This window comes from Synechococcus sp. H55.9, from assembly GCF_047462355.1.
GTDB lineage: Bacteria > Cyanobacteriota > Cyanobacteriia > Thermostichales > Thermostichaceae > Thermostichus.
Map to the genome: position 1 here is coordinate 9,882 of NZ_JANSJB010000028.1, position 12,995 is coordinate 22,876.

A 12,995-nucleotide genomic window follows, 5' to 3' on the forward strand; every position below is an offset into this window, starting at 1 on the left:
TACCGAGGGCTTCGCGCTATCATCATCCAAACGGATGAAACACTGCCCTCAGCCCGACTTCATGCCCATACTTCACAGAGAAAAGCTGAAGTGGTGGAGGGGCCACCCAATGGGCGGAGCGTGAGCCCCTTATCATAACTTAATTATAGTTGCATTTCTCGGCTTAAACGCATGAGATCCAGCGTAGAGCTCCCCCAGCTCAATTGCCACCGCTACTGCCGAAAAGCGCACTGCCCTCGGGACAGTCTCTGCCGGCGAAGCCGGCAACCCATCCATCCTCAAGGTCTAGAGGGTCTAAACTTGAGAAGCAATGTTTTAAGTCATCTGTTAAGTGATCGGATGAGCCGTTCCCGTTCACATATTCTATTCGGCTTGCTGGCGGAGAAGCTCCCCGAAAAGTTAGATTTACCGAACCTACTGACTCCTGGCAGGATGGGCGCTGCTCAGATGCTTGGGATCGCCTTTGCGATGCCAGACGCCACGCTGACCGGGGAAAGAGTTTCAATCTTGGCGCTGACGGTGCTGCTGGCCATCGGCTTATTCTTTTTTCTGCGAGCCTCTGGCAAAGACCGCGTTGAAGCTCGTCTCTATTTTAGCAGTCGCAGCCTGGAGGAAATGGGATCCCTTCTCCGAAAGCACCTGGAAGAGCGGGCCTATTGCTTGCAGTCTGCCGATGCGGAGGGGATCGCCACCTTTGCGGGGCAGGCGCGGGCCAGCACCGGGTTGGCCGTTTTTTTGACGGGGCTGGCGGGGGCGGGGCTGGCCTGTCTGGCTTTGGTGCTGCAGGTGCTGGAGCCGGACTGGGGAGCCTGGCCCTGGACACTGCTGTTGGTCTCTCCTTGGGCGGGCTGGTACTACTGGCGGCGCAGCCACCGCCCGGAGCAGATCCGCCTGAGGTTGCAAGCGGCGGACTCGCCCCCCGGATCCCTGCTGTGGGTGGAGGGGCACCGGGATGAGCTGGAGGTGCTGGCCATTACCTTGGGGCTGCAAGAACGGGATCTGGAGCGGGGATAGACCTAGAGCTCCTTGGGAAAGGGGGGAGCCGGAAGCAAGGACAGTTGATCCCCTTGGGCGGGAGCGACGATCCCATCGGTCTCAGAGTCTTGTTCAGCCTGTTTTTTCTTGGCGGAGAGGCGGCTTTTCCCTTGGTTGCGCAGGCCCAGGCCGATGCGGCTGTGTTGTTCCACCAGGGCCAGCACCTGTTGGGCCCGCTCGATCACCGGCTGGGGCAGGCCGGCCATGCGCCCCACCTCGATGCCGTAGGAGCGGTCGGCTCCCCCCGGCTGCACCTGGTGCAAAAAGATGATGCGATCCCGGAGCTCTTTGACCACCACCTGGAAGTTGGCCACGTTGGGCAGCAGCGTCTCCAGTTGGTTGAGCTCGTGGTAGTGGGTGGCAAAGATCGTGCGGGCGCGCACCTGGGTGGCCAGGTACTCCGCTACCGCCCAGGCAATAGAGAGGCCGTCAAAGGTGGCGGTGCCGCGGCCAATCTCGTCCAAGAGCACCAGGGAGCGCTCGCCGGCGTGGTTGAGGATGTTGGCCGTCTCGTTCATCTCCACCATGAAGGTGGACTGTCCCGTGGCCAGGTCATCCACGGCGCCGATGCGGGTAAACACGCGGTCGCACAGGCCCAGCTCCGCCCGCCGCGCCGGGACAAAGCTGCCCATCTGGGCCAGGATCTGGATCAGCCCAATCTGGCGCAAGTAGGTGGACTTGCCGGACATGTTGGGGCCGGTGAGGACGATGAGATCCGGGCCGTGGGGGGATCCCAGCCGCACCGAGTTGGGGACAAACAGGCCCTGGGGCAAAGATTTCTCCACCACCGGGTGGCGACCCTCTTCGATGATTAAACGGCGATCTGCAGTGATCACCGGGCGGGTGTAGCCCTGCTGCACGGCCACCTCGGCTAGGCCAAACAGAGCATCGACGGCGGCCAGGGTCTGGGCCACCTGGCGGATGGCGGCAGCTTGGGATCCCGCCTCTTGGCGCAACTGCACAAACAGCTCGTACTCCCGCTGGTTGATGTCGGTTTGGGCGGTGAGGATGCGGGCTTCTTTTTCTTTGAGCTCGGGGGTGATGAAGCGCTCTTCGTTGGTTAGCGTCTGCTTGCGGATGTACTCCTTGGGCACCTGCTGCGCCTTGGCGCGGCTGATGCTGAGGTAGTAGCCAAAGGCCTTGTTGAAGCCCACTTTGAGGGTGGGGATGCCGGTGCGCTCGCGCTCGGTTTTCTCCAACTGGGCAATCCATTGGCGGTCTTGCTCCACCTGCTGCCGCAGCCTGTCCAGCTCAGCATCCACCCCAGGCCGGATCAGCCCCCCTTCGGTGAGAATGGGCGGGGGCGAGGGCAAGAGGGTGTGCTCGATGCGCCGGCCCAGGTCAACCAGAGCGGGATCCACCTGCTGTAGGCTCTGCAGGAGGGGAGTTTGGGCTTCGGCCACCAGCTCGGCCAGTTGGGGCAGTTTGCCCAGGGAGGATCCCAGGGCCACCAGCTCGCGCGGGTTGGCAGTGCCGGAGGCGACGCGGTTGGCCAGCCGCTCCAGATCGTAGAGAGAGTCCAGCAGGGATCCCAGGCGGGTGCGCAGGGAGGGGTTTTCCAAGAGCTCCTGGATGGTGTCCTGGCGAAGGCGGATTTGCTCTCGATCCCGCAAAGGCTGCAGCAGCCAGCGGCGCAGGGTGCGCCCGCCCATGGCGGTGCGGCTGTGATCCAAGACCCAGAGCAGGGATCCGACAAAGGCCCCCTCGCGGATGGTCTGGGTCAGCTCCAGGTTGCGGCGGGTTTGGGCGTCCAATATTAGGTAGTCGGTGAGCTGGTAGGTGCGGGGCGGGCGCAGAAGCGGATGGCCCCCTTGGGGAGAGGGCTGCACCAGATTCTTTTGCGTCTCTTCCAGATAGTGGAGCAATCCCCCTGCCGCCCGAATGGCCAGCGGCAGCCCCTCGCAGCCCAAGCCCTCCAGGGAGCGCAGGCCATAGGTCTGCAGTAGGTTGTCCCGCGCCACCGCTAGCTCAAAGGGCTCCGCCGGGCGCAGGGTATAGGCGTACTGGCCGGGTAGGCCCAGGGGGGCTTGGGGATCCCCAGGCCGCATCAGGCCCAGGCCCAGCCCCTCTTCGGTGGGCAGCAGGATCTCCGCCGGCTGCAGCCGGGCCAGCTCCTGTTCTAGCTGCTCTTGCCCCTCACTCTGGCAGACCCAGAACTCGCCGGTGGAAATGTCGGCATAGGCCAGGCCCCAGGCGGTTTGCTTGGAGCCTCGCAGGCGGACAATGGCCGCCAGGTAGTTGTTTTGCCGCGCCTGCAGCAGCTCCTCCTCGATGACCGTGCCGGGGGTGATCACCCGCGTCACTTCCCGCCGCACCAAGCCTTTGGCTTGATCCGCCGGCTCCATCTGGTCGCAGACGGCCAGGGCATACCCTTTGGCCACCAACTGGGCGGCATAGCGGTCAAAGGCGTGGTAAGGGATCCCGCACATGGGCACCCGCCCGATGGCCCCCGCCTCTCGCCCGGTGAGCACCAGCTCCAGCTCCCGCGACACCAGTTGCGCGTCCTGGAAAAACATCTCGTAGAAATCCCCCAGGCGGTAGAGCAGGATGGCGTGCGGGTATTGCCGCTTTAGCTCTACGTAGTGCTGCATCATGGGGGTGAGCAGGGCGGGATCCACCTGCAGGGCATCCCAGGTGGGCTCAGGGGCAGCGGAAGAAGTCATAGCGCCAATACTTCAAGACGGCTCTGTCCAACCCAAGCTAGCCGGCTTCGGCCATTTTATTGGGGATCTTCCCCCTCTCCTTGGGCAGCTCAGTGAAGGCAGACTTTGGTTTCGGGGAACAAGCCGGCCTAGGCGGCTGGGAGTGCCGATCCATCTCCCCTTGGCTCAAAGGGGGTCGAAGACTTATTAAAACTAACTTGCAATAGCCAAGAAAGCCTGTTATTCTGACAGCTACGTTTTTATTGAATCTAAGTCTCAACAAGCTAAGAAGCTCGGCAGGTTAGGGCTGCGCCGGGGTGGGTCTGGGTGCGCTGGCGAGCCGGCTGGGGCTGTCTTGTCTTGGGGATCTCCCCCTCTTAAAAGTCCAGAGGTTTGCGATGTTGGCCAAGCAAGAGCGTCTGTCATCAGGAGTTGACCCGGAGACCCGCTGGGGGCAGGCCAGGCGGATCCGCTCGCCGGTCGGCTTGATGGTTTTGCTACTGGGTGTCATCCTCTTGCTGCTTTGGATCTCAATTGCCTTGGGATCCGTTCCCATAACTTTTTCGGAGCTGTGGCAGGCCCTGTGGGGGCAAGGGGATCCGATCCGGCAGACCATTGTCTGGCAGTTGCGGCTGCCGCGGGCGCTTTTGGCCCAGTTGCTAGGGGCAGCCTTGGGGATGGCGGGGGCCCTGTTGCAGGGGATGTTGGGCAATGGGCTGGCGGATCCCTACCTGCTGGGCATCTCGGCGGGGGCGGGCCTGGCGGCCGTAGCGCTGCTCACCTGGGGGGAGTGGACGGCTTGGGTGCCCTTGGCAGCTTGGGTGGGCGGCGTGCTGACTACGGTGTTGGTGTATGGGCTGGCGCGCACCCGCTCCGGGCTGGCGGTGGAACGGCTGATCCTGGCGGGAGTGGCTGTCAGCGCCCTCTTTGGGGCGATCAGCTCTGCTTTGTTGCTCCTGGCCGATGAGCGGGTCCAGGTGGCCCTGACGTGGTTGATCGGCAGCCTGAGCGGGCGGGGTTGGCCGGAGGTGCGGGTGGCCGGGGTGTATATCCTGGTCGGGCTGGGGCTGGGCTGGGCGCAGGCGCGGGCTTTGAACCTGCTGGGCCTAGGAGAAGAGATGGCGGTGAGCTTGGGGATCCCGTTGGTGCGGACGCGGGTGACCATCGGCTTGGTGGCGGCTTTGTTGGCGGCGGCAGTCGTCAGCGTGGGGGGGTTGATCGGCTTTGTGGGGTTGGTGGTGCCCCACATGGTGCGCCAGGGGGTGGGATCGGATCACCGCTGGCTGTTGCCCCTTTCTGCCTTGGCGGGGGCGGCTCTGTTAAGCGGCGCCGATCTCCTCGCCCGGCTGGGGGCTGTAGAGCTGCCGGTGGGGATCGTCACGGCGTTGATGGGGGCGCCGTTTTTCGGCTGGCTGCTGCGGCAGCAGGAGGCGGGGCAATGAGGGCGGGCCGGCCGATTTTGCAGGCCGAGGCGCTGAGCGGGGGCTATGGCTCGCATCAGGTAATCCGGCAGGTGAGCTTCAGCCTGCAGGCGGGGGACTGGCTGAGCATTGTCGGCCCCAATGGCTCAGGCAAATCGACCCTGCTGCGGCTACTCAGCCGAGTGTTGGTTCCGCAGGCGGGGCGCGTACTTTTGGACGGTCGGGATCTGCACACCCAGCTCAGCCCGCAACAGGTGGCGCGGCAGTTGGCCCTTTTGCCCCAGCAGCCGCGGATCCCGACAGGGCTGACGGTGCGGCAACTGGTGAGCTTGGGGCGTTCTCCTCACCAGCCCTGGTGGGCGTGGCAGTTGCCGCGGGCAGATCAGCAGCGGGTGGAATGGGCGCTGGAGCAGACGGGACTGGGATCCCTGGCCCTGCGGCGGGTGGAAACGCTCTCCGGCGGCGAGCGGCAACGGGCCTTTCTGGCGCTAGCCCTGGTGCAGGAGCCGCAGGTGCTGCTGTTGGACGAGCCCACCACGTTTTTGGATCTGCGCCACCAACTGGAGCTGCTGGAGCTGTTGCGACGGCTGCAGCAGGAGCAGGGGCTGACGGTGGTTAGCGTGCTGCACGATCTAAACCTGGCCATTCGCTACAGCCGGCGGGTGGCTCTGCTGGGATCCGGCCAGTTGCAGGCCCTGGGATCCCCGCAGGCGGCCTTGACTGCTGAGAGGGTGCGGCAGGTGTTTGGCCTAGAGGTGGAGTGGATCCCAACGCCGGTGGGGCTCCAGCTTTGCCCCTTGCGCAGCGCAGACCCGGCAAGGCCCCTCTGGCTGGGAGGAAAGGGTGTTGAGGCGAAGGTTTGACTTGTTTCTGGTGGTTTTTGGGAGAGTGAGAAGTTATGCGAGTAACCGGCTGTGGCTGGAAGGCAGTGAGTTTGGGGCTGTGTCTGGGGCTGAGTTGGGGATCCCTGGCCCAGGCGCAACCCGCGGCTCGGATTCCTGAGACTCCTTTGCTGGCCCAGGCCACCCCTCGGGGGGCCACCACCATCCAAGAGCAGATTCGCGAGCTAGAAGCCCAGATCGAAGCTGCCCGTCGGCGGGGGGATCAGGCGGAAGTGGAGCGGCTGCAAGCGGATCTGCAGGTGTTGCAGCAGGGCACCCCTGTCTTCAACCTGCAGCAGGTTACAGTCACCGGCACCCGCACGGAGCGCACCCTGGCCGACTCGCCGGCCAGCATCACCGTCATCGACCGGGAGCGCCTGCGGCGGGAGCTCATCCAGAACATCCAGGATCTGGTGCGCTACGAGCCGGGGGTGAGCGTGCGGCGAAATGTCCGCTATGGACTGCAAGACTTCAACATCCGCGGCCTTGACGCCAACCGGGTGCTGATCCAAGTGGACGGGATCCGGCAGCCGGAGCAGTTTTCCTTTGGCCCCTTCAACATCGGGCGGGACACCTTTGAGCTGGAGACCCTGAAGACGGTGGAGATCATCCGCGGCCCTGCTTCCACCCTCTACGGCAGCGATGCCCTGGGGGGCGTGGTAACCTACACTACTCTAGATCCAGTGGATCTGCTGGGGGAACGGGACAGCCATGTGGGCCTCTCCAGCCAGTACGACAGCAAAAACCAAGGCTTTGTCAACACCCTCAGCTTGGCGGGCCGCCAGGGGAACCTGGAAGCCCTGCTCATCTACACCCGCCGCGACGCCAGGGAGCCGGATATCAAGGCGGATCCCAGTTTCAAAGATCGGCAAACGGTGGAGGGGGACAACGTTTTGGCCAAGCTGGTTTACCGCTTCAGCCCCTTGGAAAGCCTCACCTTGACCGGCGAGTACTTCAACAGCCGCACCACCACCACGTTCTCGCGGCGCAACCTGGATCCCGCCGTCAGCTTATTTAGGGAAACCATCGACACCGAGCGCAGCCGCCTCAGTTTGGAGTATCGCTACGCCAACCCAGAGAATCCCGCTTTTGAGCTGGCCACTGTCCAGATCTACTACCAGCCCGCCCGCACCCGCGAGCCCAGTGTAGAGGAGCGCACCCTCACGGTGCAAGGCCGACCCGTACCGGTGCGGCGGGATACCTTCAACGAGCTGGTCAGCAACATTTTGGGAGCCAGCCTGCAGGCCCAAAGCCGCTTCCAAGCCGGGGATCTCTCCCACCGCCTGGTGTATGGGATGGAGATCTCCACCACCCGCAACGAGCGACCTCGCAACCGTTTTCAGACCAATCTGCAAACTGGAGCAGTAACCCAAAACATTCCCCCAGATACCTTTCCCACCAAAGATTTTCCCGACTCGGACACCGTGCGCTTTGGGCTGTATGTGCAGGATGAGATCGACTTTGGCGGCGGCAACTTGACTCTGATCCCCGGCATCCGCTACGACACCTACAACCTCACCCCCAGCCCCGATGAAGCTTTCTTGAAAAGCGGGTCAGAAGCGGCCAGCCTCTTTGCCGATGCCGTCTCCCCCAAGCTGGGCCTAGTGTGGAGGATTAACCCCAACCTCACCTTTACGGCCCAGTACAACACCGGCTTTCGCGCTCCCCAATACAACGAGATCAACAGCGGCTTTACCAACCTGGTCAGCCCGGTTTTCCGCTATCGCACCCTCTCCAACCCCAACTTGCGCCCGGAAACCAGCCAGGGCTTTGAAGTGGGTTTGCGAGGGATCTACCCGCAGGCCAGCTTCAGCTTGGCGGCCTACTACAACACCTACAACGACTTTATCGAGGCATTCCGGGAGGTGGGATCCGAGCCCTCACCCCCCGGCCCCCCCGGTAGCCCGCCGCCCCCGCCGGTCATCCTGTTCCAGAGCCAAAACGTCAGCCGCGCCCGTATCTATGGCGTAGAGGCGACAGGACAATATTTCTTTAGCCCCGACCTAACCGGTTGGAGCCTAAACGGCAGCTTTGCCTGGGCGGTGGGGGACAATCTTACAGAAAACAAGCCCCTGCTTTCAATCGAGCCGCTGACGGCGGTGCTGGGGCTGCACTACGACGATCCCAGCCAGGTGTGGGGGGCGAGGTTGGTGGCCACGCTGGTGGCGGATCCGCGGGATCCGCAGCGGGAGGTGGTGCGACCCAACCCCAACGCTCCCCCGCAGATTCCCTTTGTGCCCAGCGGCTATACGGTGGTGGATCTGCTGGGCTACTACAACCTAGACGACAACTGGCAGCTCAATTTCGGGGTGTTCAACCTCTTCGACGAGCGGTATTTTCTCTACTCCGAAACCCGCACCCTCTTTGTTGGCCCTGAAGTGGAGCGGCGGGCCCAGCCGGGGCGCCATGTGGCCCTCAGCTTCTCCAGCCGCTTCTAGGACTCCCCGCCAGACGTGCCCATCGAGATAGCCCCGAGCCATGCTCGCCAAACCCCCCACTCGCACCGACCGGGGATCCGCTTCTTTGCAGAGGGGCTCCCACCCTCGGCTTTTGTGGCGCCTGCAGATGGGGTATTGGCAGCAGGCAGGCATGGCCTACGGGGTGGGTCTGGCCTGGCTGGAGCTGGGCCTGTGGGGGGTGGCGCGGGGCCAGAGCTCTGAGGGGCTGCGCTGGATTGGCTGGGGCGAGAAGCTGCTCAGGGCGGCCCTGCTGGCGGGCTATTGCTCCCTTGCTCTCTCGGTTGCCTGCACCTCGCTGGAGGATCTCCCTGAATTGCCTGGGCAAAGTCGGGAGCTCCGCCCGCTGCGCTGGGAGACTTTGCTCTCGCTGCTTTTGCATCTGTTGGGGCTGCTGGGGTGGGGATCCCGACCTCTGAGAGAACCCGAAGTGCGGATCCCGGTCACGCTGTGGCTGGAGGATCCCCCGCCGGCCCAGCTTGAGGCGGCTGCAGAATCAGCTCTGCCTGACCCAGCGGAGGAGCCGACCCAGCCGGCCTCGGAATCCCCCCCTGCGGCTGCCCCACTCCCGCCCGATCCTGCACCCCAGCAGATTCAAGCTTCTTCACTGACAACCTTGCCAACGCCGCCCCCCACGCCTGTTCCCACGGCGAAGCTGGGGCCGACCCCTACACCCACGCCGATGGCCGCCCCAACCCCTCCGCCGCCCTCCCCAACACCGACGGTCACCCCCTCACCGCAGCAGCCCCCTCCAACTCCGGTGGCTACCCCCACGGCCGCACCTGTGGCCAACAGGCCGCCCTCTGGGGCTGCTACGAGCGCTCCCATTCCCCGCTTCACCCCCCTCATCCAAGGGATCCGTTCGGGTGGCGGGGGCACTGCCGGGAGCAAGGGATCCGAATCCAGCGCTCCTGGGAGGGGTGTCGTTGCTGGCCTCGGTGGATCCCAGGCGCAGGGGTCTGCGCCGACAGCAGGAGAAGGGGCTGGGGAGGCTTCCTCTCCTACCTCCTCGCCTGCAGCAGTGGCTGCCAATCCGGACATCCTGGCCCGCCCCATTCCGGGTCGCAACCCGCCGCCACAGTACCCTCCCCAAGCCCGCCGCCTCGGCCAGCAAGGCCAAGTGCTGTTGCGGGCCAGGGTGGATGCCCAAGGGCAGGTGCAGCAGGTGGAGATCCTCTCTTCCAGCGGCTTCCCGGCCCTGGACAGGGCCGCACAAGAGGCGGTGCAACGCTGGCAATTTAGCCCCGCCTTGAGGAACAACACCCCGATTGAGTCGTGGGTAACGGTGCCGATTCAATTTACCCTCAATTGACTGTTTTGGAGATTGTCCATGCCGTCTTCTCTTTCTCGCCGTCAACTTTTTGTCCTTGGCCTGGCCAGCCTGGGGGTCTGGGGGATGGGTCGCCAGGCCCAAAGCCAGATCCCGCCAGCTCCGGTTCGGCGAGTGGCCAGCCTCACCTCCTTGACCGCCGATATTCTCTATCGCCTGGCCCCGGACAAACTGGTGGGGATCCCGGCCGGGCGCTTGTTGGAGGCGGATCCCCGCTTTCAGGGCATAACTCGGCTGGGGCTGGGCAACCAACCTAACCTGGAGCCAATCGTGGCCCTGCAACCGGACTGGGTGGTGGGGGCCAGTGGCTTGCACACGGCTCTGGCAGAACGATTGCAGGCATTGGGGATCCCCACCTATCTCACGCAGGTGGACAGTTGGGCTGCCCTGGAAGCAACCATCGCCACTCTGGCTGCGGCTGTGGGAGTGGATCCGGATCCCTTGCTGCGGGAGTACGGATCGCTTTTGCCCCAGGAGCTGCCCCCGGTTCGCCCCAAAACCCTGCTTTTGGTCGGCACCCAGCCGATTCTTGCTCCCAACCGGCAAAGCTGGGCCGGGGATCTGCTGGAGCGCTTTGGCGCCGACAACCTAACGGCTGCCCTGCAAAGCCAAGGGCAATTTCGCGGCTATGTCACCCTTGCGGCAGAGCGCATCCTGGAAGCCAACCCCGAGGTTTTGTTGGTGGTCAACCCGGAGGCGGCGGATCCCTTGGCGTTTTTCCGTGCCCGCCCCTTTTGGAACCAGTTGAAAGCCGTTCAAACCCAGAGGGTCTATGGATTTGACTACTACGGCTTGGTCAACCCCGGCAACCTAGAGAAAATTAGAGCGGCCTGCGAGCAGTTGGCCCGCGTTTTTTTGGAGGGCTGACCCAAGGGAACGCGGGAGATGGCCTTTTTGCTTGAAAAATTAAAAAATTATTGTTGAAATACCTTTCTAGTCCAAGCTGTAGCGGGTGAGGCGCTGCACCTGATCGGAGCTGAGGCCCAGCTCTTGGGCAATCTGGGCAGCCACCCGATTCGGATCCAGCTCCGGAAATTCAAATTCCAGCTTGCGCAAATGGGGATTGGTGGTCGTCACCTCCACCTTAGTGTAGCCACGGGAGCGGCGGATCTCCGCTTGGATGGAGAGAATATCCAGGGTTAGGATGGCTTGCTGCTGGCTGCGAATGGCCAAAGGCTGCGCCTGCGGGCGGGGACGGCTCAGCACTTGGCCGGTCACCCATTCTCCACCCACCCCAAACAGGATCCCGGCCAGGGGCAAGACCAGCCAGAAGTCGGCCCCCAAGCTGGGCCAGAGCGCTCCGCGCCGCTTACGCGACTGAAGAAGCTTGAAGAGGTTCGCCATGCCTTGAGGGATCCGGGAAACAGCTTTTCTCCGCCATCCTAGCCTGGCAGAGTGGGATCGGTGGGTAGCAAGCGGGACATGCGCATTTTGTTGGTGGAAGACGACCCGGAGCAGTTGGAGCCTTTGCAGGCTGCTTTGGCCAAGTGCGGCCATGTGGTGGACTGCGCCAGCGAAGGGGAGACGGCCGCTTGGCTGATGGAGGAGAAAGCCTACGATCTCCTCATCTTGGATTGGATGCTGCCAGGATCCAGTGGGATCCAACTCTGTCGACAGTACCGCCGCTTGGGGGGATGCGCACCGGTGCTGATGTTAACCGCCAAGGATGCCACATCGGACATCGTGCAGGGGTTGGATGCGGGGGCAGACGACTACCTGGTCAAGCCGGTGGATCTCCTAGAGCTGCTGGCGCGGGTGCGGGCGTTGGGGCGCCGTTCCCCCCAATGGCAAGGCGACAGCCTCAGCCTCGGATCCTTGCAGTTGCATCTGGCCAGCCTCATCCTGGAGCGGCAGGGGCGGCAAGTGCAGCTTTCGGGCAAAGAGTTTCAGTTGATGGAATACCTGATGCGCCATCCCAACCAGGTGCTCAGTCGCGGCCAGATCGAACAGGCGGTGTGGGAGTGGGGCTGTGAGCCGGAAAGCAATGCCGTGGCGGCGCTGGTGCGGCGGTTGCGGTTACGGTTAAAGGAGGTGGAGGCCCAGGATTGGCTGGAGTCGGTGTATGGCCAGGGGTACCGGCTGCGCATCCCCTCCCCGGCAGCAGACCCATAGAAGCAGTTCCTTAGGGGTGGCATGGAGGCCAAAAGAGCCGGGCCAAAGCATTCTCTCCCGCGGCTGGGCTGGGACTGGGCTTCTCTGAGGCCAACTCTTCAGCAGCACCTGAGCCGGAAAGCCGCGACAGAAGAGGCAGGGCTGTTTCAGCACAGCCGCCGTCGCTTGGCCCGCAGCTTTGCCGGGGTGATGGGCGGGATCCTGGTGGTGTTTGCCGCCCTCTTTTACCGCTTGGAAGTGGAGAACCGGTTGCAGGCTTTTGACGAGGAGCTGCAGGGTCAAGCCCGGATTATGGCAGCCGCCATCAAGTATGAGCTGCGCCAGGGGCAGTGGCGGCTGGTCTTGAACGAAGTGCCTTTCTTGGGGAGCAAAACCCAGCCCCTCGAGCATCACCTGGCCTACGTGCGCTGGTTCGATGCCGCCGAGCCCGGTGGGGCAGAGCCGCTGGGATCCCTGCGCCAATACACGGGATCCCCCCCTCCGCTGGAGCTGTTGGCTGGCTCTCCCCACCACCTGTCCTTGGGGTTTGAGACGGTGGCGGAGGAAGGGGGCAGGCTGCTGCGCCAGCTCACCCTGCCGGTGCAACAGGAGGAGCAGATCCTGGGCTACTTGCAACTGGCGGTGCCCCTGGAGCCGCTGCAACTGAGCTTGGGCCGGCTGCGCTGGGGGCTGGGGATCGGGATCCCGCTGACGCTGGGGTTGATCGGCGGGGCCGGCTGGATCTTGGGGGGGCTGGCCATGCAGCCGATTCGCCGCTCCTACGAGCAGTTGCAGCGCTTTACCGCCGATGCTGCCCACGAGTTGCGCGCCCCCCTGGCCGCCCTGATGAGCAATGCCCAGATGGCTCTGCTTGCCCCGGAAGAAGCACAACCCCGTTTGGAAAAAGTGGTGAGCAGCGCCCGCCGCCTCAGCGGGTTAATCGATACGTTGCTGCAGTTGGCCCGCCAGCAGGGATCCCTGCCTTGGGAGGATCTGCCCCTGGTGGATTTGCGGGAGCTGGTGCAGGAGCTGGGCGAACAATACCGGCCCCAAGCGGAGTCCCTGGGGCTTCGCTGGCAATGCGACCTGCCGGGGCCTGCTGGGAAATGGCGGGTGCGCGGGGAAGCGGCTCTGCTGCG

Annotated in this window: 10 protein-coding genes; 8 read left to right on the plus strand and 2 right to left on the minus strand. The window is 63.9% G+C overall.

Annotation, left to right across the window (positions count from 1 at the left end):
- Positions 1-468 precede the first annotated feature (468 nt).
- Positions 469-1,014 carry a cofactor assembly of complex C subunit B gene (locus NW857_RS05535; protein WP_414332338.1) on the plus strand — a complete coding sequence of 182 codons (546 nt, stop codon included), beginning with the start codon at positions 469-471 and terminating at the stop codon, positions 1,012-1,014.
- A gap of 2 nt (positions 1,015-1,016) precedes the next feature.
- On the opposite strand, the gene mutS is transcribed toward NW857_RS05535, so the two are convergent.
- Positions 1,017-3,698: a DNA mismatch repair protein MutS gene (gene mutS / locus NW857_RS05540; RefSeq protein ID WP_414332340.1), complete on the minus strand. Its 2,682-nt coding sequence runs from the start codon at positions 3,696-3,698 to the stop codon at positions 1,017-1,019.
- Between the two features lie 377 nt (positions 3,699-4,075).
- Here mutS and NW857_RS05545 point away from each other — a divergent pair, with 377 nt between their 5' ends.
- Genes NW857_RS05545 through NW857_RS05565 form a run of 5 tightly spaced genes read left to right on the plus strand, consistent with a single transcriptional unit; the run spans position 4,076 to position 10,632 of the window.
- Complete coding sequence (locus tag NW857_RS05545; RefSeq protein WP_414332342.1) at positions 4,076-5,119, plus strand: FecCD family ABC transporter permease; 1,044 nt, start codon at positions 4,076-4,078, stop codon at positions 5,117-5,119.
- Positions 5,116-5,961 (plus strand): ABC transporter ATP-binding protein, encoded by an 846-nt coding sequence (locus tag NW857_RS05550; protein ID WP_414348831.1) that lies wholly within the window; start codon positions 5,116-5,118, stop codon positions 5,959-5,961. Before NW857_RS05545 ends, NW857_RS05550 begins: the two co-directional genes overlap by 4 nt.
- 35 nt (positions 5,962-5,996) lie before the next feature.
- Entirely contained in the window at positions 5,997-8,417 is a 2,421-nt protein-coding gene (locus NW857_RS05555; RefSeq protein WP_414368226.1) for a TonB-dependent hemoglobin/transferrin/lactoferrin family receptor, read from the plus strand.
- A 40-nt stretch (positions 8,418-8,457) separates the two neighbouring features.
- Positions 8,458-9,747 carry an energy transducer TonB gene (locus NW857_RS05560; protein ID WP_414368229.1) on the plus strand — a complete coding sequence of 430 codons (1,290 nt, stop codon included), beginning with the start codon at positions 8,458-8,460 and terminating at the stop codon, positions 9,745-9,747.
- An 18-nt stretch (positions 9,748-9,765) separates the two neighbouring features.
- Positions 9,766-10,632, plus strand: a complete 867-nt coding sequence (locus NW857_RS05565) for an ABC transporter substrate-binding protein (protein ID WP_414332350.1) — start codon at positions 9,766-9,768, stop codon at positions 10,630-10,632.
- A 66-nt stretch (positions 10,633-10,698) separates the two neighbouring features.
- Here the strand turns inward: NW857_RS05565 and NW857_RS05570 are convergent, their stop codons facing one another.
- On the minus strand, positions 10,699-11,109 hold the full coding sequence (locus NW857_RS05570; protein ID WP_414332352.1) for a hypothetical protein: 411 nt from the start codon (positions 11,107-11,109) through the stop codon (positions 10,699-10,701).
- 78 nt (positions 11,110-11,187) lie between these two features.
- On the opposite strand from NW857_RS05570, the gene rppA reads away from it, so the two are divergent.
- On the plus strand, positions 11,188-11,877 hold the full coding sequence (rppA, locus tag NW857_RS05575) for a two-component system response regulator RppA (RefSeq protein ID WP_414332354.1): 690 nt from the start codon (positions 11,188-11,190) through the stop codon (positions 11,875-11,877).
- Positions 11,878-11,898: 21 nt separating this feature from the next.
- On the plus strand, positions 11,899-12,995 hold a 1,097-nt coding region (locus NW857_RS05580; RefSeq protein WP_414368231.1), incomplete at its 3' end, for a sensor histidine kinase.